This window comes from Sphingobium xenophagum NBRC 107872 (genome assembly GCF_000367345.1).
GTDB classification, from domain to species: domain Bacteria; phylum Pseudomonadota; class Alphaproteobacteria; order Sphingomonadales; family Sphingomonadaceae; genus Sphingobium; species Sphingobium xenophagum.
The window spans coordinates 62,514-85,015 of record NZ_BARE01000012.1; the positions used below are offsets into that span (position 1 = coordinate 62,514).

19 protein-coding genes are annotated in these 22,502 nt (G+C 63.1%); 3 read left to right on the top strand and 16 right to left on the bottom strand.

Annotated elements, in window-relative coordinates:
• Positions 1 to 10 precede the first annotated feature (10 nt).
• From SX1_RS07080 to SX1_RS07135, 12 genes are all read right to left on the bottom strand, one after another.
• A complete protein-coding gene (locus SX1_RS07080) occupies positions 11 to 931 on the bottom strand; it encodes a TIGR03619 family F420-dependent LLM class oxidoreductase (protein ID WP_026002035.1) in 921 nt (306 codons plus the stop codon).
• Between the two features lie 87 nt (positions 932 to 1,018).
• Complete coding sequence (gene cofC / locus SX1_RS07085) at positions 1,019 to 1,594, bottom strand: 2-phospho-L-lactate guanylyltransferase (RefSeq protein WP_017180941.1); 576 nt, start codon at positions 1,592 to 1,594, stop codon at positions 1,019 to 1,021.
• A complete protein-coding gene (gene cofD, locus SX1_RS07090) occupies positions 1,591 to 2,517 on the bottom strand; it encodes a 2-phospho-L-lactate transferase (RefSeq protein WP_019052427.1) in 927 nt (308 codons plus the stop codon). Before cofD ends, cofC begins: the two co-directional genes overlap by 4 nt.
• Positions 2,514 to 3,251, bottom strand: coding sequence for a coenzyme F420-0:L-glutamate ligase (gene cofE / locus SX1_RS07095; protein WP_017180939.1), 738 nt, complete (start codon positions 3,249 to 3,251; stop codon positions 2,514 to 2,516). The genes cofD and cofE overlap by 4 nt, the downstream gene beginning before the upstream one ends.
• A 10-nt stretch (positions 3,252 to 3,261) precedes the next feature.
• Entirely contained in the window at positions 3,262 to 3,918 is a 657-nt protein-coding gene (gene npdG, locus SX1_RS07100; RefSeq protein WP_019052428.1) for an NADPH-dependent F420 reductase, read from the bottom strand.
• A gap of 43 nt (positions 3,919 to 3,961) precedes the next feature.
• Positions 3,962 to 6,301, bottom strand: coding sequence for a 5-amino-6-(D-ribitylamino)uracil--L-tyrosine 4-hydroxyphenyl transferase CofH (gene cofH / locus SX1_RS07105; RefSeq protein ID WP_019052429.1), 2,340 nt, complete (start codon positions 6,299 to 6,301; stop codon positions 3,962 to 3,964).
• Positions 6,298 to 7,305 carry an LLM class flavin-dependent oxidoreductase gene (locus SX1_RS07110; protein ID WP_019052430.1) on the bottom strand — a complete coding sequence of 336 codons (1,008 nt, stop codon included), beginning with the start codon at positions 7,303 to 7,305 and terminating at the stop codon, positions 6,298 to 6,300. The genes cofH and SX1_RS07110 overlap by 4 nt, the downstream gene beginning before the upstream one ends.
• 101 nt (positions 7,306 to 7,406) lie before the next feature.
• Positions 7,407 to 9,788 (bottom strand): TonB-dependent receptor, encoded by a 2,382-nt coding sequence (locus SX1_RS07115; RefSeq protein WP_019052431.1) that lies wholly within the window; start codon positions 9,786 to 9,788, stop codon positions 7,407 to 7,409.
• A 113-nt stretch (positions 9,789 to 9,901) separates the two neighbouring features.
• On the bottom strand, positions 9,902 to 10,027 hold the full coding sequence (locus tag SX1_RS24785) for a hypothetical protein (protein WP_017180934.1): 126 nt from the start codon (positions 10,025 to 10,027) through the stop codon (positions 9,902 to 9,904).
• Between the two features lie 49 nt (positions 10,028 to 10,076).
• Positions 10,077 to 11,171: a CaiB/BaiF CoA transferase family protein gene (locus SX1_RS07125; RefSeq protein WP_017180933.1), complete on the bottom strand. Its 1,095-nt coding sequence runs from the start codon at positions 11,169 to 11,171 to the stop codon at positions 10,077 to 10,079.
• Positions 11,171 to 12,100, bottom strand: coding sequence for a 3,5-dioxohexanoate:acetyl-CoA acetone transferase (kce, locus tag SX1_RS07130; protein WP_019052432.1), 930 nt, complete (start codon positions 12,098 to 12,100; stop codon positions 11,171 to 11,173). Before kce ends, SX1_RS07125 begins: the two co-directional genes overlap by 1 nt.
• An 83-nt stretch (positions 12,101 to 12,183) precedes the next feature.
• Positions 12,184 to 14,865, bottom strand: coding sequence for a winged helix-turn-helix domain-containing protein (locus SX1_RS07135; protein ID WP_026002033.1), 2,682 nt, complete (start codon positions 14,863 to 14,865; stop codon positions 12,184 to 12,186).
• Positions 14,866 to 15,081: 216 nt separating this feature from the next.
• Between SX1_RS07135 and SX1_RS07140 the strand changes: the two genes are divergently transcribed.
• From SX1_RS07140 to SX1_RS07150, 3 genes are read left to right on the top strand one after another with little or no spacing between them, the layout of a single operon-like run.
• On the top strand, positions 15,082 to 16,083 hold the full coding sequence (locus tag SX1_RS07140; protein ID WP_017180930.1) for a quinone oxidoreductase family protein: 1,002 nt from the start codon (positions 15,082 to 15,084) through the stop codon (positions 16,081 to 16,083).
• Positions 16,080 to 16,856 (top strand): SDR family oxidoreductase, encoded by a 777-nt coding sequence (locus tag SX1_RS07145; RefSeq protein ID WP_017180929.1) that lies wholly within the window; start codon positions 16,080 to 16,082, stop codon positions 16,854 to 16,856. The genes SX1_RS07140 and SX1_RS07145 overlap by 4 nt, the downstream gene beginning before the upstream one ends.
• 44 nt (positions 16,857 to 16,900) lie before the next feature.
• Complete coding sequence (locus SX1_RS07150; protein ID WP_019052433.1) at positions 16,901 to 17,407, top strand: nuclear transport factor 2 family protein; 507 nt, start codon at positions 16,901 to 16,903, stop codon at positions 17,405 to 17,407.
• A 35-nt stretch (positions 17,408 to 17,442) separates the two neighbouring features.
• Here the strand turns inward: SX1_RS07150 and SX1_RS07155 are convergent, their stop codons facing one another.
• From SX1_RS07155 to SX1_RS07170, 4 genes are read right to left on the bottom strand one after another with little or no spacing between them, the layout of a single operon-like run.
• The gene (locus SX1_RS07155) at positions 17,443 to 18,270 is read right to left on the bottom strand and encodes an SDR family NAD(P)-dependent oxidoreductase (RefSeq protein ID WP_019052434.1); all 828 of its coding nucleotides are present in this window, start codon (positions 18,268 to 18,270) and stop codon (positions 17,443 to 17,445) included.
• Positions 18,267 to 19,145 (bottom strand): MaoC/PaaZ C-terminal domain-containing protein, encoded by an 879-nt coding sequence (locus SX1_RS07160; RefSeq protein ID WP_017180926.1) that lies wholly within the window; start codon positions 19,143 to 19,145, stop codon positions 18,267 to 18,269. Before SX1_RS07160 ends, SX1_RS07155 begins: the two co-directional genes overlap by 4 nt.
• Positions 19,146 to 19,168: 23 nt before the next feature.
• Complete coding sequence (locus SX1_RS07165) at positions 19,169 to 20,326, bottom strand: acyl-CoA dehydrogenase family protein (RefSeq protein WP_009823744.1); 1,158 nt, start codon at positions 20,324 to 20,326, stop codon at positions 19,169 to 19,171.
• The gene (locus SX1_RS07170; protein WP_026149564.1) at positions 20,323 to 22,491 is read right to left on the bottom strand and encodes a 3-hydroxyacyl-CoA dehydrogenase NAD-binding domain-containing protein; all 2,169 of its coding nucleotides are present in this window, start codon (positions 22,489 to 22,491) and stop codon (positions 20,323 to 20,325) included. Before SX1_RS07170 ends, SX1_RS07165 begins: the two co-directional genes overlap by 4 nt.
• Positions 22,492 to 22,502 lie beyond the last annotated feature (11 nt).

A 22,502-nucleotide genomic window follows, 5' to 3' on the forward strand; every position in this document is an offset into this window, starting at 1 on the left:
CCGGCAGGTTTCAGATTTTGGGCATGATTTCCTCGGCGACCCACTGGAGCCGATCGAGATATTCGGTGAGCCCGGATATCCCCGGCGGCAGAGGAACGATGGTTTCATTGACCCCCAATTCCTTCAACCAGCCCACCTGATCGATAACCTTTTGCGCATCCCGCGTTCCGGGCGCGCGCGGGTCGTCCATGATTTCGTGATGGGCGCCGACGTTGAGCATTTCCAGTGCAAAGAACAGATCGATCGGCCGCCCGTCATATTCCGGCTGTGAACGTATGAAATCGAGGCATTCGGGGAATTTTTCCGGCGGCGTGCGGAAGGGCGACCAGCCGTCGCCGAATTTCGCCACCCGCCTGAGCACCGGTTCGGCGTCGCCCCCGAGCCAGATCGGCAGCCGCGGCTGCTGCACAGGCTTGGGTGCGAAACCGACATTGTTGAAACGAACGAATTCGCCTTCAAATTCGGGCTTGTCCGACGTCCACAATTCGATGATCGCGGCGATATATTCATCGGCCATGCGTCCGCGCTGGTGGAAATCGACATTCAGCATGTCGAACTCTTCCTTCAGCCAGCCGACCCCGAACAGGGCTGTGGCTCGCCCGCCGCTCAGCCAATCGAGGGTCGACCAGGCCTTGGCCTGGACGATCGGACTCTGCAGCGGCAGGATCGACACCGAGGAGCTTAATTTCATCGTCTTGGTGCGGCCCGCCAGGAACGAGAGGGCGACCGTGCCATGGACATAATGGTCGCCTGACAGGCCAATATGCTCTTGCGGAATGATGAAATGTTCGCCCAACATGCACTTGTTGAAGCCCAGTCGATCGGCCGTCGCCATCGCCTGTCCGATGTCGTCCCCGGTCAGGCTATATTCCCAAGCTTGCGTCATTGCCGCAACATGCATGCTGTTGGGCACGCCCACGTTCAGTTTCATCGACCGATCCTCCCTGATTTCCAGATAGGCGGGCAGAATGGCCGGGATCGGTTCGACAACACCTTCCCTTGGGAAGGATAGCACCAGTCAAGATTTCAGTCTTGCTGGGCCGATATCATGCAGTTCAGCCAAATCTGCGGGCGTGTCGATGTCGAAGCCGAGAGCGGCCCGATCCACAATCGCCGCTCTCGGGCGCTGCTGCCTGTGGAGCATAAGGCTATCCCGTCCGAAAGCGAAGCGGAACGGATTGGCGTCCCGGAGCGCCACCGCATTTGTGCCGCGGCCGTGCCGATCCGGCGCAAAGGCGCAGCCGCGATCGTCAGCGGCAGCCAGCAGGGTGTGGACGTCCTGCACCGTCAGATGCGGCAAATCGGCATGGATCACGAGCAAGGGACGATTGCCCAATTGCGCCCGCGCGCGCGCCAACTCTGGATTGAGGCCGCCACCATTGTCGGGCAACCAACGCGATGGCCATTCGGATACTTCTGTCGGCGCAAGAAGATATAGGGAACCGATCGCATTCACATTGGACAGGCAGGTCATAACCCGCGCGGCCATCGCCGACGCCAGCGCCATGCGTTCGGCCGGTTCCAGCGCTTCCCGAAGTCGCGACTTACTGTCGACGCCCTGTTTCAAGGGGACAAGGGCGGCCCAGTCCGTCACGAACGAAAGCTGATCGCAAGATCCAGCGCCGCCTGCGCCACGCGAATCTTGTCATCCAGAGTCGTCATCAGGGTCGCACAACGCCCAACGACGACGTCCGGCGCATCGCAACGGTCTCCGTTATCGATCAAGATGGCGTCGATCAGCCCGGCATAATGCCGGGCGATGCTGTCATTATCGACCGCCATGCCCAATTCCTGCATCAGCTTGGCGGTCGGACCCTTGACCGCCGTGCCGCCGACGAGCGGAGACACGGCGATGACGGGCGCCTTTGTCTGTTCGATCGCCGAGCCTATGCCGGGCACGGCCAGCAACGGATCGACACTGAGAAATGGATTGGATGGGGCGATCAACACCGCGTCGGCCGACTGGATCGCCTCGACGACGCCGGGGGCCGGGACGGCATGCGTCGCACCTTCGAACATGATGCGTCGCACGGCCGGCGCGCATCGCTGTTCGACGAAATAGCGTTGAAATTCCAGCCGCCCCTGGTCCGTATCCAATATCGTGGCTACCGCCTGGTCGCTCATGGGCAGTATCCGGGTGGCGATGCCCCACTGGTCGGCAAATCGCGCCGTGATCTGCGACAGGCTTCGCCCCTGCGCCAAGGCATGGGTCCGCGCCACATGAAGCGCCAAGTCGCCGTCGCCCAGCTGAAACCAGTCCTCCCCGCCCAATTCGCGAAGGGCCGCCATGAAGCTCCAGCTTTCGCCTTCCCGACCCCATCCCTGCGCGCCGTTCGCCGTGCCGGACAGCGTATAGAGCAGTGTGTCGATGTCGGGCGATATATGCAGCCCCAGATGCCGGAAGTCATCCCCGGTATTGACGATCGCCGTCAACCCGTCGCCCGCCATGATGCGCGACAGACCCAGGACCAGCTTCGCGCCGCCCACGCCGCCGGTCAGAACAACGACGCGCTTCATGCGAACAGATCTTCATGAACGGGACGCACCAAATCGGCGGCTGGGCGAGCCGGGCCGGTCAGCGGGCAACCCCGCACCAGAGCCGCTGGTATGCCTTCCGCGCCTTCCCCGGTGGCGAGGCAGGCGGCCGTCGCGACGATATCGGCCAAGGCGACCTGGGTGACTTCCAGCGTCCGACCGTCGCGATCCAGTTCGCCCCGGCGATCCTGCAACGCCGGCAATCCGGCAGCGCCGATGGCGACCGCCACCACGCCCATCCGCCAGGGTCGGCCAAAACTGTCCGAGATGACGACGGGCAGTCCCAGTCGGGCGTGCAGTTGCGATGCCGTTGCATCGGGATCGACCGGCAGGAGCAGGGCGCGATCGCCCTCCCCCGCCCCGATGTTGGAACGATCGATTCCGGCATTGGCCATCACATGGCCCAGCCGGTGCCGCGCGATCAGGACGTGGGGCACGGCGCGCAGGATGGCGCTGGATTCATCCAGCACCAGTTGCACCAGCCGCGCGTCCTTGCGCGTGACATCGGCCAGCCGCCGCGCCTCTTCCCCCGGCTCCACATCAGCCAGCGACACGAAACGCCCCTCGGCCTTGGACACGATCTTTTGCGTCACAACCAGAAGGTCGCCGGCGCGGAGTTCAATGCCGCACCGATCAAGCGCCACATGCAGAATGTCCGCCAGATCATCGCCCGGTCTGACCTCCCCAATTCCGGTCAACGGTACGATTTCGATCATCGACTACACCTCAAGCCTCGGGCGGGATCAAATCTCCTGTGATACGAATGCCCGCGCCGTCAACCTTATAGGTCTTGTTCATGAAAATGAGAATCGACGTGAGCGCTTCGGCGGCCGCCGAGTTGACCAGCGCGCCGCCGTGAAGCCCCCGCAATCCCATGGCATCAGCCAGCGCCACGATGCGACCACGCGCATCCTTGTCGTCGCCGAAGACCAGCACGTCGCAGCCGACATCGATGTCCTTGGCCAGTTTATGCGCGGCGACATTGTGGAACGCGGACACGAGCGTCACGCCTTCTCCCAGAACCGCCTGCGCCTTTTGGGCTGCCGAGCCTTCATCGGGCAACTGGACCCGCATCACCTTGGGCGGGACGAGGGGAACGGTCGTATCCACGACCAACTTGCCAACGACATGCGGCGCGATGTCGCGAAGCGTCGCCTCCTGCGCGGCAAAGGGCACCGTTACGATGATGATGTCCGCATTCGCGACGACATCCACATTGGCGCCGGCACGCAGTCCATGGCCCAATTCCGCGGCGGCCTTTTCCGCACTTTCGGCGTTGCGCGATCCGATCGTCACGGGATAGCCGGCACGCGCCAGCCGCCAGGCGATCGCAGCGCCCAGATTACCGGTGCCGCCGACGACGGCAATGGCGGGAAGAGTCATAGATTGTCCTTCAATTGAGCGGGCGATGGATGTTGCAGATCGTTCACGATGGTTCAGCCAAGACGACGCGACGCGGGCGCGCCGGCTCGTAAAGCGTGGTGCGTTGGCGCACAGGTCGACCGACGGATGCCGCCAGGGCATGCATCTCCCTGGGGCCAAATTCCTGCCCGTTGACGCCGCCGGCAGCCCTGGTGATCGATTCATCCATCAGCGTACCGCCCATGTCATTGGCGCCTGCCTTCAGAATTGCCGCGGCTCCCTCCGGCCCCATCTTCACCCAGGACACCTGGATATTGGGGATCACCGGATGCAACGCGATGCGCGCCACGGCGTGCATCAACACCGCTTCTCGATAGCTGGGGCCTGATCGCGCCAGCCCTTTGCGCCATATCGGTGATTCCATATGGACGAAGGGCAGCGGGACGAATTCGGTGAAGCCGCCCGTCTCCTCCTGCAATCCGCGAATGCGCAGCAGATGGCGCGCCCAATGCTTATATTCCTCGACATGGCCGAACATGATCGTGGCCGTGCTGCGCAGGCCCACCCCGTGGGCCACGCGCATCACCTCGATCCATTCGTCCGCGGTCACCTTGTCCGGGCAGATGATATCGCGAACCTCAGGGTCCAGTATCTCCGCCGCCGTCCCGGGCAGCGTGGACAGCCCCGCTTCCTTCAGCCGCGCCAGATAATCCTCCAGCGGCAGGCCGAGCGTGCGGGCGCCATGCGTCACTTCGAGCGGCGAAAAGGCATGGATATGGATATCCGGCGCGGCCTCGCGCACCGTCTTGAGGACATTGAGATAGGTATGCCCGTCATAATCGGGATGGATCCCGCCCTGCAGGCAGACTTCGGTCGCACCGCGATCCCAGGCTTCGGCCGCGCGGCGTCCGACCTCTTCCATGTCGAGCCTGTAGGCCGGGCCGCGCATGGCCTTAGTGCTCCCCTTGGAAAAGGCGCAGAAGCCGCATTTATAGAGGCAGATGTTGGTATAGTTGATGTTGCGGTTGACCGCATAGGTCAGCGTGTCGCCCACGGCCTGTCGTCGCAACCGGTCGGCCCGGTCGACGATGGCGGCGAAATCATCCTGGTCGGCATCGAACAGGGTTACGATGTCCGCTTCGCTCAGCCGTTCACCCTCCTCCGCAGCGTCAAGGATGGACAGGATCGATCGGGAGGCGAGAACCGGCTCCAACACCATGGTGTCGGGTGCTGGATCGCCATGTCCCGCGGACCATTCATCCACCTTGGGCAAGCCCCGGCCGTCGATGGCGCGCAGGATCTGGGCGGCGATGGCTGGCGCAGCCCAATCCCGCGCAGCAAGCGCATGACGCGGGCCGATCGCGAGCCGCTGCATCAATATGCGGCCTGCGGCTTTGGTGGCGTCCTCCAATATCTCCAGATGCGGCCAGGGCGCCTCCGGATTCACATGGTCGGGCGTCACGGGCGACACCCCGCCCCAGTCATTGACGCCGGCCCGGATCAGCGGCGCCAGATCGACCCGGTCGTGGAGATTGGGTGGCGCCTGGATCGTCATCTGCGGCCCCAAGATGATCCGGGCGGCGGCGATGGCCCAGAGATGATCGTCGAGCGACGGTTCGGCATGATCCGCCATGCGCGTCCCCGGCTTTGCCCGGAAATTCTGGATGATGACTTCCTGAATATGCCCGTAGCGGCGATGCAGATCGCGAATGGCGACCAGCGCCTCCACCTGTTCGTCGCGGGTTTCGCCGATGCCGATCAGCAGGCCCGTCGTGAACGGCACGCGCGCCCGTCCGGCCTCCTCAATGGCGGCCAGGCGCAGGGCGGGCGTCTTGTCGGGCGATCCGAAATGCGGGCCGCCGCGCGCGCACAGGCGATCAGAGCTGCTTTCCAGCATGATGCCCATGGAGGCGGCATGAGGCCGCAACCGCGCATAATCCTCGCCGTTCATCAGACCGGGATTGAGATGCGGCAGCAAGCCCGTCTCGCGGAACACCAGTTCTGCCATTTCGGCCAGATAGGACAGGGTCGAGTCATGCCCAAGCCCGCTGAGAGCCTCTCGCGCGGCGGCATAGCGGGCCTCAGGCCGATCGCCGAGCGTGAAGAGGGCTTCCCGGCAACCGGCCGCCGCGCCGGCGCGGGCGATAGCCAGAACCTCTTCCCTGCCAAGATAGGCTTCGCCTGCGCGGGCCGGGGTGGTGGCGAAAGTGCAATAGTGGCACACGTCGCGGCACAATTTGGTCAGGGGAATGAAGACCTTGCGCGAATAGGTCACGCGACGGCCATGTGCCGCCACCGTCATCGCCTCCGCCGCCTCCATCATGTCGCCGAGCGACCGGGATCGCAGCACCGTCGCGATGCCCGCTGCTTCGTCTTCGCTGAGATGCAGTAGATCCAGTGTCACATCATACTCCGCGCTTGGGCAAGCCCGCGAATGGTTTCTAGCGGCGCGGCGTGCCCAGGCAAGGCCGCGATGAAGGTGGAGACTCCCATCGCCTCCAGGCGCCGCAGCATGTCCACGGCCGCATCGACCGGTCCCGCCAGCGTATCGAAGTCCGCCAGAAACTCGGTCAAGCCCAATTCCTCCATCAGGGCCACATTCCTGCCGCCCACGACCACATGCTCGGTCGGATCATAGCGCGCGTGCAAGGCGTCGATCTTGCCGCGAAACTGCGTCGGGACAAGCGCCAAGGTTTCGGGCGTGCGGAAGGCCATGCCATTGACGACGATGAACGCCTTGAGATCGTCAACGGCCTCGGCCCGGGTGGGACGGATCGAGGCGTAGGAAACGACCCAGATATCAATCGACAGGGGATCGCGGCCCGCCGCCTGCGCCGCGGCCCGGACGGCGTCGATCCGGTCCTTCAGTGCATCGAGATGGCGTTCGCCCGCGAACAATATGACGCCGTCGGCCTGCTCACCCGCCAGCGCCAGCGCTTTGGGACCGAAAGCGGAATAATAGATCGGAATCGGGCGCGCGAAACGGAGCGGTGTGATCTGCGCGCCGTTCATCTGCGTTGGCCGTCCGGCGAACAGGTCCCGCAGAACCGCCAGCTCGGCGCGGATTTCCCGCTGCGTGGCGGGCGGGCGGCCGATCGCCATGACCGTGCTCCCGCCCGTCGCCAGGCCCAGCGCCACGCGCCCGCCGGAGAGATCGTCGATGGTGCTGAGGGCGGAGGCCGTCACCAGCGGATGTCGCATGAAAGGCGAGGTGACCAGTGGCGTCAAAGTCGCTTTCGGCGCGTCAAGCGCGGCGAGGGTCAGCGACACGTAAAGTTCGTGCCAACCCGCCGGCGAATCGCCCACGCTGATAAGCTCAAAGCCAAGATCGGCGGCAAGACGGACCTCTTCGCGAAATCCGTCCAGCCGATCCCCCCACATGCTGCATATGCCGAGCTTCATGGTCATCCTCTCCAGAACTACCTACGCCCTGCCGTCCCGCTGCAAACCTGTCCTTGTAGAGGGGGGGAGGCGGGCAGGTCGCTCACCCCTCCCCTCTCACGGGTGCGTCAGAACGTATATTTGGCCGTGACGCCCCACGTCCGCGGATCGCCGGCATAGACCGAACTGGTGGGGAAGGACGGCAGAAGAACGCTGGAAGCCGAGAAATATTTCTCGTTGAAGAGGTTCTTCACATAAATGCCCAGATCTAGGCCCGTGCCGCCTATCCCGCGCCAATCCAGACGCGCGTTGGCCAGTTGGTAACCCGGCAGCTTTTCGCCATTCTGGCCGCCAAAATCGTCGGTCATGAACAGGTCGGCGTTGACCACCACATCGCCGTCAGCCGGGCGGACCGGCAGGGTCCAGCTCACGCTGGCCGTGCCGGAGAAACTGGGCGAATATTTGTTGATCTGGCCCTCGCCCAGCACGATGGTCGATGGCAGTCCCGCAGGAATGGTCAGGCTTTCCACCTTCACATTGGTATAGGCGGCATTGAAACCGACGGTGAGGCTGCGCACGGGGCTGATGGACGCCTCCAGTTCGACGCCCCAGATCCGCAGATCGGCGACGTTGGCGGCCAGGGAGCCGTTGGTCGGCGAATCCGGCGTGCCGTTCGGGACGGTCGTCTGCGTGTTCAGGAACTGAAGCGCATTCTTATATTTGCTGTAATAGGCGGCCAGATTGAGACGCCCGCGCGCGGACCCGACATGATAGTCATATTTGGAGCCGATCTCGACGTCCGTGATTGTTTCCTCCCCCGTCTTCTGGAAGGGACGAAGGTCTGCGCAGACGCCCCCGGTCGCCACGCAGGCCGGGTTCGTGCCGCCTGTGGTAAAGGGCGTTTCGAAGAGCGGCGTGTTCACATTGACGCCCCGATAGCCCCGTCGCGACACGATATAGAGCAGCCAGTCCGGGGTCGCCTTATAATCAAGGCCGATGGTCCAGCTCGGCTCCTCGCCCTTGTTGGATACGGTGCCGACGCCGTCGGCCAGACCCAGGGCTGCCGTGCTGAGGCAGGTGGATTCGTCGACATAGGCCGTGCCGATGGTGCCGCCGCAAGCCGACACTTTGTCCCAGCTGTAGCGCGCGCCGAGATTGAGCTTCAGCTTGTCGGTGAATTCATAACCGATCTGACCGTAGACCGCCCAGTTCTTGTTGCGGACATGGGCTGACACCGCAGGCGCCGGAACTCCGCCCAACGAAAATGCCGTGAACTGCGATCCACTGGGGCCGTGAGGCTTATCATTATTATAGAAGGCGCCGACGATGAAGTTGAACGACCCAAAATCGCCCAGCAACTGGGTTTCATTTGTCAGATATTGCCGATCCAGCACGGAAGACGCCGTGAAAAGGGTAAACGGCACGGCCGAGGGCGCGGGAGACGGCAGACCCGTGGGGATTTGCAGTTGCGGCAGCCCGCCGGTGTTGATCAACTGATAGCTGTAATTCTTTCGATAGCCAAAAATGTTGCGTAGCGTCAGATCGCCGAAGCTGAAGGACGTGTCATTGGTGATCGCCGTGGTCTTGCGATAGGCCGCGCCGCCGTTGATGCCGCCGTCGAACGACCCGCGACGATTGGCTTTCTGTGCCTGCAAAGCGGCCTGCACCTGTGGCTCGACAACCCCCAGGCCCAGCGCGGCAAAGGGGAAATTCTCGCGCAGCAGATAGAGGCCGCCGGCGAGTTCGTCGCCTTTGAAATATTCATAGATGGTGGTGCTCTTGAGGCCCTCGAACGGCTCGACCAGCAGCGAGAGACGGTAGGCGTCCTGATGGATATTATCGAATCCCGGGCCGCCGTCAAAGGCGATCGTCCGGGGATCCTGACGGCGGATCTGGCCTGCAGCGCGGAAAGCGACCTTATCCTCGATAATCGGAATATTCACCGCGCCTTCCAGTTCGCGATAATCGAAGCGTCCATAGGTGCCCTCGACATAGCCTTCGAAGGCGTAGCTCGGCTTCTGGCTGCCGATCACGACCGCGCCGCCCAAAGTGTTGCGGCCGAACAGCGTCCCCTGCGGCCCCTTTAGCACCTGAATGCTGCCAATGTCATAAGTCGGGACGTTCGATCCGACCGAGGGCAAAGGGGTGTCGTTGAGATAGATGACAACGCCGGGAGTCACCTCGCCCAGGGGCAACTGGCCAATGCCGCGCAGGGTCAGCGCGACATTGTCCTTGCCCCCTTCGGAGGAGAAGGTGAAGCCGGGGGCGATCGTTTTAACATCGCTTACCGTCTGGACGGTGCTGCGTTCCAGCGCCTCTGATGAAAAGGCGGAAATGGAAACCGAAACGTCCTGCAGTCGTTCTTCCCGGCGGCGAGCCGTGACAACTATGTCACCGGCATTCGCACTATCCGCCTGCGGCGCGGCCGAAGCGACGAACTGCGCCCATGAGGGAAATGCCACCGCTGCGGCGCTCGCAACCAATGCCAGTTTCAGTGCGGCCAATCGCATAAATATCCTCCCAGTTAATCAGTTTTTCCGTGTGACCTGCGTGCGACGCAGGCCTGATCGCCTGTGGCAAAATCGACATTAGTCGCGATTTACCACCTATCGCTGGACAGGATTCATATCGACCAGAAATAATTGATCTCGATGTGGCATTTGCGCCGCAGCGGCGCGACAGGCTGCCGCGCTGCGGTCTTGCCGTTCGATACAGCCAGCGTCCTGACGAACGCCCCGTCCTGATCCAAGCAAGTTTTCTACGAAGGTGAATGCCGCTGTCCTGGCGCGATCCGCGCCTTAAGACCAAGCCGCGATCAGGTCCGCCGCCGACGCGACGGACGGCTCGCCAATGGCGCCCGCATCGAGGGACAAGCGGGGTGCCGGCGATGGCTGGACCACTCCATGACGCTGTACGAAAGTCGCCCGCGCTTCATTATGCGCGTGCCGGGGCGCTTCCTCCATCGACAGAACCGGCGTCACGCAAGCATCGCTCGCAGCAAACAGAGCGGCCCACTCATCCCGGCTCTTGGTCAGAAATGCCGCGGCCAATTCAACCTGCATCGCAGGCCAGCCTTCACGATCATTCTGGTCATAACATCTGTCGGAGAGACCTAATCCGTCCACCATCTGGGCAAAGAATTTCGGTTCCAGACATCCCACCGCGACATGCCGACCGTCGGCGCATTCGTAACAGCGGTAGAAGGGCGCCGCACCGTCCAGCAGATTGGAGCCGGGCGCATCTTCCCACAAACCCTTGGGCTGCCATGCGTAGAATAGGCTCATCAACGACGCGACGCCGTCCGTGATACAGGCGTCGACGACCTGCCCCCGGCCCGTCCGTTGCGCCGCCAGCAGTGCGCTCAACAGACCAAAGATCAAGAACATGGCGCCGCCGCCATAATCGCCTACCAGATTGAGCGGCACTGGCGGCGTACCCTGTCGCTCTCCCATCGCGTGGAGCGCGCCGGTGATTGACAGATAATTGATGTCATGGCCCGCTCGCAGGGCAAGCGGCCCGGACTGGCCCCAGCCTGTCATTCGGCCGAACACGAACCGCGGATTGCGCGCGAGGCAGACATCGGGACCGACGCCGAGGCGTTCCATGACGCCGGGCCTGTATCCCTCAATCAGTCCGTCCGCCCGCTCGATCAACGCGAGCAACTGTTCGCGATCGGCGTCCTGCTTGAGATCGAGATGGGTCACGACCCGGCTGCGGTGCAGGATGTCGCCGCCGACGTCATCCCAGTCCCCCGCCGCGGCCGATGGCGGCCGGGCGATGCGGACGATCTCGGCGCCCATATCGGCGAGCAGCATCGCCGCGAGCGGTACGGGACCGATCGCGTCGATCTCCAGCAGGCGAATACCGGCCAGCGGCCCGCTTTTTTCCGTCATCAGATATTCGTCCGGTCTGCGCCCTTGAGGTCCAGCATGGCGCGCGCCTCATCGGGCGTGGCGATTTCAAGACCCATGCCTTCGACGATCTGCCGCGCAGTCTTCACCTGCTCTGCATTGGTCTCGGCGAGCCGGCCCGGGCCGCCCCACAGCGAATCCTCCAGACCGATACGGACATTGCCACCCATGGATGCCGCCATGGCGACGATGCTCATCTGACGCGCACCGGCCCCCAGCACGGACCATTCATATTGGTCGCCGAACAGCCGGTCGGCGGTCCGCTTCATATGCATGATATCGTCGGGGTGGCTGCCGATGCCGCCCAATATGCCGAAGCAGGTCTGGATGAACAGCGGCGCCTTGACGAGGCCGCGATCGAGAAAATATTTCAGGTTATAGAGATGGCTGGTGTCATAGCATTCGAATTCGAAGCGCGTGCCCAGCGGCGACAAGGTCGTCAGTAGATGTTCGATGTCGGCATAGGTGTTCTTGAACACCAGGTCGCGCGATGCTTCGAGCGCGGCGGGTTCCCAGTCATGCTTGAACGACTTGTAGCGATCCAGCATCGGGAACAGACCAAAGCCCATGGTCCCCATATTGAGGCTGGCCACTTCCGGGGCGAAAGTCTGGGCGGGACGGATCCGTTCCTGCACCGTCATGGAGGGGTGCCCGCCCGTGGTCAGGTTCAAGACGGCGTCGCTGCGCTGCTTGATGACCTTGAGGAAGGGTTCGAACAGCTCGGGATTCTGGTCCGGCCGCCCATCGACGGGATTGCGCGCATGCAGGTGGATGATGGCCGCGCCCGCCTCCGCCGCGCCGACCGCCGATTCCGCGATCTCCTCCGCCGTCACGGGCAGATAGGGCGACATGGAGGGCGTGTGGATTGCGCCAGTAATCGCGCAGCTGATGATGACCTTGCGTTTTGCCATGATATTTCCTTTCGCGCAGATTGCGCCGGTCGCAGGTTGCGCGAACCGCGCAATCTATCCTTCGATAGGAAGCGGCGGGCGCTTCAGGGCAGGATGCCGAGCTGCCGCGCCCGCAGAACCGCCTGTGGCCGACGGCGCACGCCCAGCTTGTCGTAGATTTGCTGCATATACCATTTGACGGTGCCTTCGGTCAGGCCGAGACGGTCGCCGATTTCCCTGTTGCGCAGTCCTCCGCTCACCATCGTTAAAATGTCCACTTCCCGGTTGGCGAGGCGCCCGGTCAGGCCGAAATCATCCTCCTCTTCTTCATCCGCTTCGATCTGCGGTCCCCGCCTCAACATCGACACAAGGCGGACGGCGAAGCGATCAGCCGGCGTTTCCAGTTCCGGCCCCTGCGAATAGGCTTCGATGATGAGAGACGCGATCACTTCTCCTTCATCGACGAAGACCCGCACCCAGCCGGCCGGTTCGGCCATCTCTACGGCAGCGCGAACGGCCCTGCGCGCCTCGGAGCGGTTGCCCTGAAGCACCGCGATTTCCGCCAGCAGCAATTCGAAGATTACGGCGGATCGGACCGCTCCCGCGCGCTTGACGAATTCCAGCCACCGATAGGCGACCTTGCGCGCTCGGCCCAGCCGATGACGCTGCATCTCGATCCTGAGCCAGGCGATCGCGATATTTTCATTGCGCCGCGTCGGGTGCAGGGTGGGAATGGGTTCGCCGTCCAGTTGCGGATCGCCCGCCAGGAAATGCTGCTCCGCCTCGTCGATCTGCCCCGCCTTGATCAAAAGCCGCACCTCTTCGGCCACGACGAAGGAGCGCAGACGATCAAGCCCGCATTCGATCGCCACGAGATGGGCATCGTTAAGCGTCGAAAGTGCGCTGGACAGATCGCCCCTTGCCGCCCGCAGGCGCGCGCTGACCAGATAGCCCGACGCCATCTGATCGGAAAATCCCCATTGCCGCACCACTGGCAGATATTGGTCCGCCAGCTCCGCCGCCTGCTCCAGGTCGCCTGCATCATAGAGCAGTTCGGCCAACGGCAACGCAGGAAGCGCGGCCAGACCGGAACCTGCGCCATGGATTTCGACAGCTAACGCAAAGGCCTCTTCCAGAAAGCGTTGCGCCAAGGGAATCTTGCCCTGCGCCATCATGGTCGGCGCGACCGAGGCCTTCAGGGCGATGGATGCGAAGGCCGAGCCGGGACGCGACAGAGCGCGGCTGGTTTCCGCCTCCAGCTTGAGCATGTCCTGAAAATGATAGAGTTCGCGCCGCGCCGACATGAGCTGCGCCAGCAAGGTGCAGCTGAGATAGGCATGGCTATCGGCCAGTTCGGCGAGCAGCGGCTCCGAATCAGCCTCGACCCTGACCATGTCGTCTCGCGCCGCCGCAAGCATGACGAAACGATGGCGGATCAACAGGTCCAGTTGCTCGATTTCGTGCGCGGGCAGGGACTGCGCCTCGCGCTTCGCTTCACAGGCCAGCCGCGCAGCGGAAATCAGCCTGTCGGCCGATGAAAAGGCCAGTTGGCGGATGCGTCTCCAGGCCAGAGCCAGGAGCAGGTTAGGCCGTTCGGCGAGGATCGGCCAGGGCAGTTCCGCGCCCAGTTCGTCGATGCGGTAGAGATAGCCCGAATAGGTCAGCCCCTCGGCCAAGCGATCCAACTGGTCGGCCAGAAACGCCTTGTCCCCGCTCAGCCGCGCATGTTCGATCGCCAGGGCAAGCTGGCCGGCTTCGGCAAAATATTCGCTCGCCCGTCGATGCATGACGGCAGCGCGGTCCGGCGCCCGATCGATCAGCCGGCCCAGCACCATTTCGCGGAACAGCCGGTGATAGGCATAGCGGCTATGTTCCTGATCAATCGCGTTCAGAAACAGGCCTTCACGAAAGACATGGTCCAGCATCGCGCGCGCATTTTCGTCGCCGGTGACCGCGGCGCAAGCGGAGGGCGTCAATTCATCAAGGATCGAGGTGTCGACGAGGAAGCGGCGGACGTCGTCGGGCTGCAAACTTAACACTTCATCATGGAAATATTCGGCAAATTCGGGACGCAGACCAGTCAGCCGGAGCTTGACCGCGCTGTCGCTGGTGCGGCGATAGAGATCGCAGGCAATAACGATGCCGGAAACCCAGCCCTGGGTATCGCCCACAATGTCCTGAAGGTCGCGCGAATCCACCGGCGACCCGATTGACCGCGTGACCAGTTCCGTCGCTTCCGCCAAGGTGAAGGACAGATCGGCGACGCCCACTTCGACCAGGAATCCGAGCGCACGCATTCGCGCCAACGACAGGCCGACAGTACCGCGCGCGGCGATGATGATGGTCAATGCGTCGCGCGCGCTCGACGATAGTTGCGCCAAAAATTCCAGAATGGGCTTGGCCAGAAACTGCGCGTCATCCACGATGATGACCGGCTTTGCACTGCCCATCGTCGCGAGGGCGGATAGCCAGCTTTCGTCGGAGGCGTCACTGTCCAGTGCGTCCCACGGCATGCCGGCCGCAATACCTGCGGCCTTGAGCGCCTGGAGAAAGGACCGCTTATTTTTTATGCCTGCCCTGGCCGCGAGCCACAAAACGGGGCGCCCCTGCGCTCTGAGTTCATCCGCCCAGAACAGCATTGCGGTCGTTTTTCCGCTCCCAGCTGGTGCAGACACTGCGGTCATGCGCGACTGCCCCACTCTCTCCGTCAGCGCTACCAATGCGGCCCGCCGGATCGGCATATGAGTCGAACGCGGTGGCAAGATAGCTGTGGGCACGACGGTCATGCTCTTCTCTCCTAACGCCCTTGGCGCGATTCGTTTGTTATGCGAAATATATTCTGCGCGATGAATCTATAACGCAATCCCTTTTTCCTATCGGCAGATAGGTTCCCAATGACATGGAAAAATGTCCAGCTTTCCGCCCAGGAAGCTGAGGTCGTTATGCAGCCGGTGTTGCCATACAGACCGCGGCGCCGAGCAGGATATTAGGAAAGGTTGACCATGAAGGCCCTTTATCTCGAACGGATCGACGGCCCTGAATCCGTCGTGGTGGCGGAAGTCGTCACGCCAGTGCCCGGTCCGGGAGAGGTGCGTGTCGCGGTGCGGGCCGCATCCGTAAACCATCGTGAACTGTTCATCACCCACGGGCAATATCCCGGGATGACGGTTCCGATCACGCTGGGCTGTGATGGTGCGGGCGTGGTCGACATGATCGGCGAAGGCGTCACCGGCGTCCGCGAGGGCGATGAGGTTGTGCTCTATCCTGCACGCAACTGGGGGCCGAACCGCCACGCGCCGGCCGCCGATTTCGGCCTGCTCGGTATGCCCTTCGCTGGGACGATCGCCGAATATATCTGCGTTCCGGTCGACAATCTGGCGCCCAAGCCGGCCTTCATGAGTTTCGAGGAAGCCGGGGCCATGCCGCTGACGGCGCTGACCTCGTGGCGCGCGCTGATGTTCAAGGGACGGCTGGAAGCGGGAGAGACGCTGCTCATCAGCGGCGTAGGCGGCGGCGTGGCCACATTCGGCCTAGCCTTCGCCGTGGCCAAGGGCGCCAATGTCTATGTCACCGGCGAAAACCAGGACGTGATCGATCGTGCCGTGGCCATGGGGGCGAAGGGCGGCCTGCTGTACACCGATCCCGACTGGCGCAAGCAGGTCGGCAAACTCACCGGCGGCATCGACGTGGTGCTGGACGGCGCGCCATCGCCGAGCTTCGCCAATTATGTCCGCGCGATCAATCCGGGCGCGCGGATCGTCATCTACGGGTCCACCGCCGGCAATGAGATCAAGTTCAACGCCACCGACATCTTCCTCAAGAGCGCCAGCATCGTCGGCAGCCAGGTCGGCGATCCTCAGGACTTCAAGGAAATGCTCGCTTTTGCCGAGCAACATGCCATCAAGCCGGTGATCGAGGCGACCTATCCGCTTGCCCAGGCCAAAGAGGCGCTTCTGCATCTGCGCGACCAGCACAAGTTCGGCAAAGTCGTGGTGACGATGTGAGCGATCTGTTCAGCCTGACTGGCAAAAAGGCGCTGGTTACCGGCGGCGCGCAAGGTCTGGGCCGCATGATCGCCGAAGGTCTGCTGCGGGCTGGCGCGACAGTGGCGATCACATCCCGCAAGGTCGACATCTGCCAAGAGGCGGCACGGGAAATGGCGGCGCTGGGATCGTGCATCCCCCTCCCCGCCGACCTGTCAACGCCCGAGGCGGCGGTCGACCTCGTCGCCCGTTATCGCGAAGCGGTCGGCGAATGCCATATATTGGTCAACAATGCGGGCAAGACCTGGGGCGGGCCGATCGACAGCTTCCCCGACAAGGCTTGGCCGGGCGTGATGGCCGTCAACGTCCAGACGCCGTTCACCATGGTCCGGGAACTCCTGCCCGAACTCGGCGCGTCCGGAAAGGCTGGCGATCCGGCGCGGGTGATCAACATCGGTTCGGTCGCGGGGATGAAGACAGAGCGGCTCAGCGCGTACAGCTATGCTGCGAGCAAGGCTGCGGTCCATATGATGACGCGCGATCTGGCCGGCGATTTGGCGGCGCGCAACATCACCGTCAATGCGGTCATTCCCGGCTTCTTCCCAACCAAAATGACGGCGCATATGCGGGATGAGGATCAGGTCGATCCTGCCCTGCTGGCGCATATTCCGCTCCAACGCCTGGGTTCACCGGACGATATCGCCGGCATCGTCATTTTCCTGTGCTCGCGCGCGGGCGCATATGTCACCGGCGCCCAGATTCCGGTCGACGGCGGGGTCGTTGGCTGCGGCTGAAATAAGCCCCCCACGCTCACGTCAGGTAAAGAAAGCTATTCGCCATGATGATCGACCTCGCCATGCTGGCGGACCGCCTCGCGATCGAGGAATGCCTCTATCGTTACGCCCATCTGGTAGATTCGATGCAGTTTCACCGTATTGCTGAGGAAGTATTCACGGAGGATGGATCGATCGACTTTGGCAGCGCGCGTTCCGTGGGACGGGAAGCCATCCATGCCCAGTGCATGGGTTATCAGGGCGCTCTAATGGGCTGTTCGCACAACATCACCAATGTGGTGATAGAGGTGAATGGCGACGAAGCGCGCGCAGCCAGCCGAGTCATGGCCTGGCAGTGGTTCGATATCCCCGGTGCCGATCCGCTGCGCCCGACGGACCTTCTGGCCGTGGGCGGCTATGAGGACAGGCTGCGGCGCACGGCCCAGGGATGGCGGATATATGAGCGGCGGGGGATCAATTTCGGCACTGGCATCGGCGCCGGATCCGTACCCGATCCCATGCGTGCCATCTTTCAGGCGATGCAGGGCCGCACGCCTGGCTGGCCCGCCTGACCGAGGGCGGGCGCCAAGGCCCGCCCATCATATCGTCAGAGTTTCCAGCCCCCGCCCGCGACGATCACCTCGCCGGTGATATAATCGGCTTCGGGCAGGCAGAGCAGGTAGACGGCGCCGGCGGCTTCTTCCGGCGTGCCGGCACGGCCCAGCGGAATGCCCTTTTCCATGGCTTCCAATATTTCGTCGCTGACGCCGGCCTTGATGTCCCGACCCTTGACGCTGATGGTCGTGCTGCCCGCCTCGCCCGCGGTCATGCGCGTCATGATGGCGCCGAAAGCCACCGCGTTGACGGTGACATTATGTCGCCCCCATTCCTTCATCACCGTCTTGGTGAGACCGACGATCCCCGCCTTGCCCGCCGCATAGCCCGACTGACCGGCATTGCCGCCAAGACCCGCCACGGACGATATATTGATGACCGTGCGGCGTGTGGGACGACCATGTTCGGCGGCCTCCTTCTTCGCCGTGGCGGCGATTACCGGTTGCGCGGCGCGCAATATACGGAAAGGGGCATTGAGATGAACGTCGAGCATGGCCATCCACTGCTCGTCGCTCGTCTTTTGAAGAACCGAGTCCCAGGCATAGCCCGCATTGTTCACGATGATGTCGATCGTGCCGAAATGCGCGACCGCCGCTCCTACAAATTTGTCGCCGAAATCGGCATCCGTCACGTCGCCCACGCACACCACGGCGCGGACGCCAAGGCTTTCGATTTCACTCGCCGTCGCCTTTGCCACATCCTCGTCCAGGTCGTTCACCACGACATGGGCGCCGGCGCTTGCCAGTTTCAGCGCGATAGCCTTCCCAATGCCCCGTCCGGAGCCGGACACCAGTGCGATCTTGCCATCCAATATATTCACTTCAATACGTCCCGTTCTTCCTTGAAACCACCGATGCGGGCCTCGCCGCCATCGATGACGATGCTATTCCTGTCAGGCACGCTAGCCCGAAACGATACGGCGTCGCCCCGGCGCCAGATTTCCGTCCGAACCGTTTCACCCGGCCAGACCGGCGCGGTGAAACGCACCCGCATGTCGGTCAACAAACCCGGATCGCCGCCGCAGCACAGATGGATCAACGCGCGCCCAACCAGACCCATGGTGGCAAGGCCATGCAGTATCGGCCGATCGAAACCCGCCGCCTGCGCCGTGCCTTGATCGATATGCAGGGGGTTGCGGTCGCCGGTCAGGCGATAGAGCATCGCCTGATTGGAAGCCGTCGGAAGGTCAAGACAGGCGTCCGCGGGCGCATCCGGCATGACGACCGGCGCCGGTCCGTCCAGATCACGCGGCCCGCCAAAACCACCCGCTCCTCGCAAGACCCACACTTCCTCCATCTCGGCGATCAGCCGGTCCGTCGGCGTGGTGATCACGCGTTTTGCCCGCACAAGGGCGGGCTTGCCTACCCCCTTATCGGCGAGACCGACAATCTCGATCCGGCCGTTCACCAGTTGACCCAGTTCGAGCGGCCGGAACAGTTTCAGCGTCTGTTCGCCATGCAGGATGCGCGGCCAGTCCCAGCCCAGTTCCGGCGCCATCGGCCAGAAGCCAGGTGTTCCCAGAACCAGCGCCATGGTCGGCAACACGGCCTGATCGCGTTCGAAGACCAGATGCCGTTCATCGATCGCGCCCAGCCCAGCGCCGACACCCAGCGCGTAGAGAATAGCGGATCGCGGATCGCAAACATCCTGTGCTTCCGGCACCCGGAAGCCGCGCAATCGTTCGACATCAAGCATTCGACCCACCCCCGGTTTTGCGGTCAGGACAGCTTACGCTCGTCCAGGCCCAGTCCGCGACCGATGATTTCGCGCATGATTTCCGAGGTTCCGGCGAAGATGCGGCTGATGCGGGCGTCAGTATACATGCGGCTGATGCGATATTCTTCCATATAGCCCGCCCCGCCATGAAGCTGGACGCATTCGTCCATCACCCGGCCTTCCAGTTCGCTGGTCAGCAGTTTGGCCGCCGACGCGTCTTCTGCGGTCAACTCGCCCGCGTTGAGCAGCATCACGCACTGGTCGACATAGGTCTGAAGCGCGTCCAGTTCGGCCCGCATCGAAGCCATCTTGAACCGCGTATTCTGGAACGCGCCAATCGGCTTTCCGAAGGCCCGGCGTTCCTTCACATAGTCGAGCGTGATGTCGAATGCGGTCTGCGCCGTCGCCATGAAGCCGATGGCCGCGACCAGCCGCTCCTGCGCCAGGAAGCGGGCGAGATATTTGAAGCCTTGGGCCGGATCGCCCAGCACATTCCCCTTCGGCACCCTGACATCGTTGAAGAAGAGCTCGGCCGTGTCCTGCGCCTTGAGCCCCATCTTCGCCAGCTTGCGCCCGCGTTCAAACCCTTCCATGCCGCGTTCGACGACCATAAGGCCCAGACCGTGGCGGCTATTGGGGTCGGTCCGCGCGGCCACGACGACCAGATCGGCCAAAATGCCATTGGAAATATAGGTCTTGGCGCCGTTCAACAGCCAATGGTCGCCCTTGTCCACCGCGCTGGTGCGCATACCCGCCAGGTCGCTGCCGGTGGACGGTTCCGTCATCGCGACGGCCAGAATCTTCTCGCCGCTGACGATGCCTGGCATCCAGCGGTCCTTCTGTTCGTCGGTGCCGAGCTTGGCGATATAGGGCGCGACCAGATCATTATGCAGGTTGATGTAGAAGCCTATGTCGCCGTGGCGCATATTCTCCTCGATGATGATCTGCTCGAAGCGGAAATCGTCAATCCCCGCCCCGCCATATTTCTCGTCCGCCCAGGTGCACAGCAAGCCCTGCTCGCCCGCCTTCAGGAACAGCTCACGGTCGACCATGCCCTGCTCGCGAAAACGTTCGGCGTGAGCGCCCACCTCCGTCGTCATGAACTTGACGACGGAGTCGCGGAACTGCTCATGCTCCTGCTCGAAAATCAGGCGCTTCATGCCGGCATTGGCTCCTTGACCCTGGTTTCGCTCGCGGGCGTGTAGAAATCCTCACCCTTTGCCGCCTTGTCGCGCAGCCATGCGGACGGCAGGAAGCGCGGGCCATAAAGCTGGGCGAGCCTATCGGATTCCTCAACGAACTTCTTAATGCCGATCGTGTCAATGTAGCTGATCGTCCCGCCGGTCCAGGCCGGGAAACCCCAGCCGTAGATCGCACCCAGATCGGCGTCCTGCGGAGTTTCCAGCACATTTTCCTCCAGGCAGCGGGCGGTTTCCATCGCCTGCGCATAGAGATAGCGCTTCTTCAGTTCCTCGACATCCCAGTCCTGCTTGACCGGGAAATGATCGGCCAGGCCCTTCCACAGATGCTTCTTGCCGCCTTCGGGATAATCATAGAACGCCCCGCCGGTCTTCCGGCCGGACCGGCCGATCTCGTCCTTCATCCGCCGCATGACGGCAGTGCCTGCGGGTGGCGTATATTTATCGCCTTCCTCGGCGATCGCCTGGTCGACGATCTTGAGCGGCAGGTCGAGCGTCAGTTCGTCCAGCAGCGCCAGCGGCCCGACCGGCATGCCGACGGCCTTGGCCGCGTTTTCGATCACCGCGGGGGGAACGCCCTCCGCCAGCATCGCCGCGCCTTCGTGGATCAGCATCTGGAACACGCGGCTGGTGTAGAAGCCACGGCTGTCGTTGACGACGATCGGCGTCTTGCGCAACTGCGCGATGAAGTCGAGGCCCTTGGCCAGCGTCTCCTTGCTGGTCTGCTTGCCCATGATGACCTCGACCAGCCCCATGCGGTCGACCGGCGAAAAGAAGTGCAGGCCGATGAACTGGTCCGGGCTCCGCGACGCCTGGGCGAGCTGCGAGATCGGCAGGGTCGAGGTGTTGGACGCGAAAATGGCCTGTGCCGGCAGCACCGCTTCGGCCTTCTTCGTGGTTTCGGCCTTGATCGCCGTATCCTCGAACACCGCTTCGACCACCATGTCGCAGCCATCGAGCAGCGCAAAGTCGTCGGTCGGGGTGATGCGGGCGAGCACGGCGTCCGCCTTGTCCTGCGTCAGCTTGCCCTTTTCGACCAGCTTGCCCAGCACCTTGGCCGAATAGTCCTTGCCCTTCTGCGCGGTCGCGGTGTCGCGGTCGATCAGAACGACGTCGATACCCGCATTGGCGGACACGAACGCAATGCCCGCGCCCATCATGCCCGCGCCCAGCACGCCCACTTTCTTCGCTTCAAACTTCGGGAAGCCTTCGGGACGACGCGCGCCCTTTTCGGCCGCCTGCTTCGAAATGAAGGTGGTGCGGATGATGTTGCGCGCGACCGGATCGGTCAGCAGCTTGGCGAAATATTTCCCCTCCACCGCCAGCGCCTTGTCAAAGGGCAACTGCAAGCCGTGGAACACCGAGTTCAGGATCGCGGCGGGCGCAGGTTGATTGTAACCCCCCTTGGCCAGGCCACCTGTATACATCATGTAGGCGGCCGAATCCTCAGGGACGGTCATGCCCTTCTTCTGCGGCGGCGTCCAACCCTTGACATCCCAGGGCTTGACCGGATCCGGCCCGGTCGCAAGCCACGCCTTGGCCGCGTCGATCAGCTTGTCCGCCGGGACGACCTCGTCCACGATCTTGAGCTTGAGCGCTTCCTGCGGCCCCACCGAGCGGCCCGACAGCAGCAGGTCCAGCGCGATCTTCATGCCTGCGATAATGCCCAACCGCACGGTGCCGCCCGATCCGGGCAGCAGACCGACATTGACTTCGGGCAAACCGACCTGCGCCTTGGCATCATCCGCCAGGATGCGCCGGTGGCACGCCAGCGCCAGCTCGAAACCCCCGCCCAGCGCCAGGCCGTTGATCGCCGCCACCCAGGGCTTGCCCGATTGTTCGATGGCACGATGCATGTCGGTGGCGCGCTTCGAAAAGGCATAGGCTTCCTGCGGCGTCAGCGTGCCGAACCCGTTCACCAGCTGCTTGAGGTCCGCACCGGCCATGAACGTCTTCTTGGCCGACGTCAGGATGACGCCCTTGATGCTTTCGTCCGCGACAATCTGCTTCGTCGCCGCTTCCATGTCGGCGATGAAAGCGTCGTTGACGACGTTCATCGAGCCTTCGGCGTCGAGGGTCAGGATCGCAAAGCCGTCCTCGGCCTTTTCCAGTCGCATAGTCTTCATGGGATGTCCCG

Excerpts from the sequence above, each read along its gene's own strand:
- SX1_RS07080 (WP_026002035.1), bottom strand. The coding sequence starts at position 931 with ATGAAACTGAACGTGGGCGTGCCCAACAGCATGCATGTTGCGGCAATG.
- cofD (WP_019052427.1), bottom strand. The coding sequence starts at position 2,517 with ATGAAGCGCGTCGTTGTTCTGACCGGCGGCGTGGGCGGCGCGAAGCTG.
- cofE (WP_017180939.1), bottom strand. The coding sequence starts at position 3,251 with ATGATCGAAATCGTACCGTTGACCGGAATTGGGGAGGTCAGACCGGGC.
- npdG (WP_019052428.1), bottom strand. The coding sequence starts at position 3,918 with ATGACTCTTCCCGCCATTGCCGTCGTCGGCGGCACCGGTAATCTGGGC.
- SX1_RS07110 (WP_019052430.1), bottom strand. The coding sequence starts at position 7,305 with ATGACCATGAAGCTCGGCATATGCAGCATGTGGGGGGATCGGCTGGAC.
- SX1_RS07115 (WP_019052431.1), bottom strand. The coding sequence starts at position 9,788 with ATGCGATTGGCCGCACTGAAACTGGCATTGGTTGCGAGCGCCGCAGCG.
- SX1_RS07125 (WP_017180933.1), bottom strand. The coding sequence starts at position 11,171 with ATGACGGAAAAAAGCGGGCCGCTGGCCGGTATTCGCCTGCTGGAGATC.
- kce (WP_019052432.1), bottom strand. The coding sequence starts at position 12,100 with ATGGCAAAACGCAAGGTCATCATCAGCTGCGCGATTACTGGCGCAATC.
- SX1_RS07135 (WP_026002033.1), bottom strand. The coding sequence starts at position 14,865 with ATGACCGTCGTGCCCACAGCTATCTTGCCACCGCGTTCGACTCATATG.
- SX1_RS07140 (WP_017180930.1), top strand. The coding sequence starts at position 15,082 with ATGAAGGCCCTTTATCTCGAACGGATCGACGGCCCTGAATCCGTCGTG.
- SX1_RS07150 (WP_019052433.1), top strand. The coding sequence starts at position 16,901 with ATGATGATCGACCTCGCCATGCTGGCGGACCGCCTCGCGATCGAGGAA.
- SX1_RS07160 (WP_017180926.1), bottom strand. The coding sequence starts at position 19,145 with ATGCTTGATGTCGAACGATTGCGCGGCTTCCGGGTGCCGGAAGCACAG.
- SX1_RS07165 (WP_009823744.1), bottom strand. The coding sequence starts at position 20,326 with ATGAAGCGCCTGATTTTCGAGCAGGAGCATGAGCAGTTCCGCGACTCC.
- SX1_RS07170 (WP_026149564.1), bottom strand. The coding sequence starts at position 22,491 with ATGAAGACTATGCGACTGGAAAAGGCCGAGGACGGCTTTGCGATCCTG.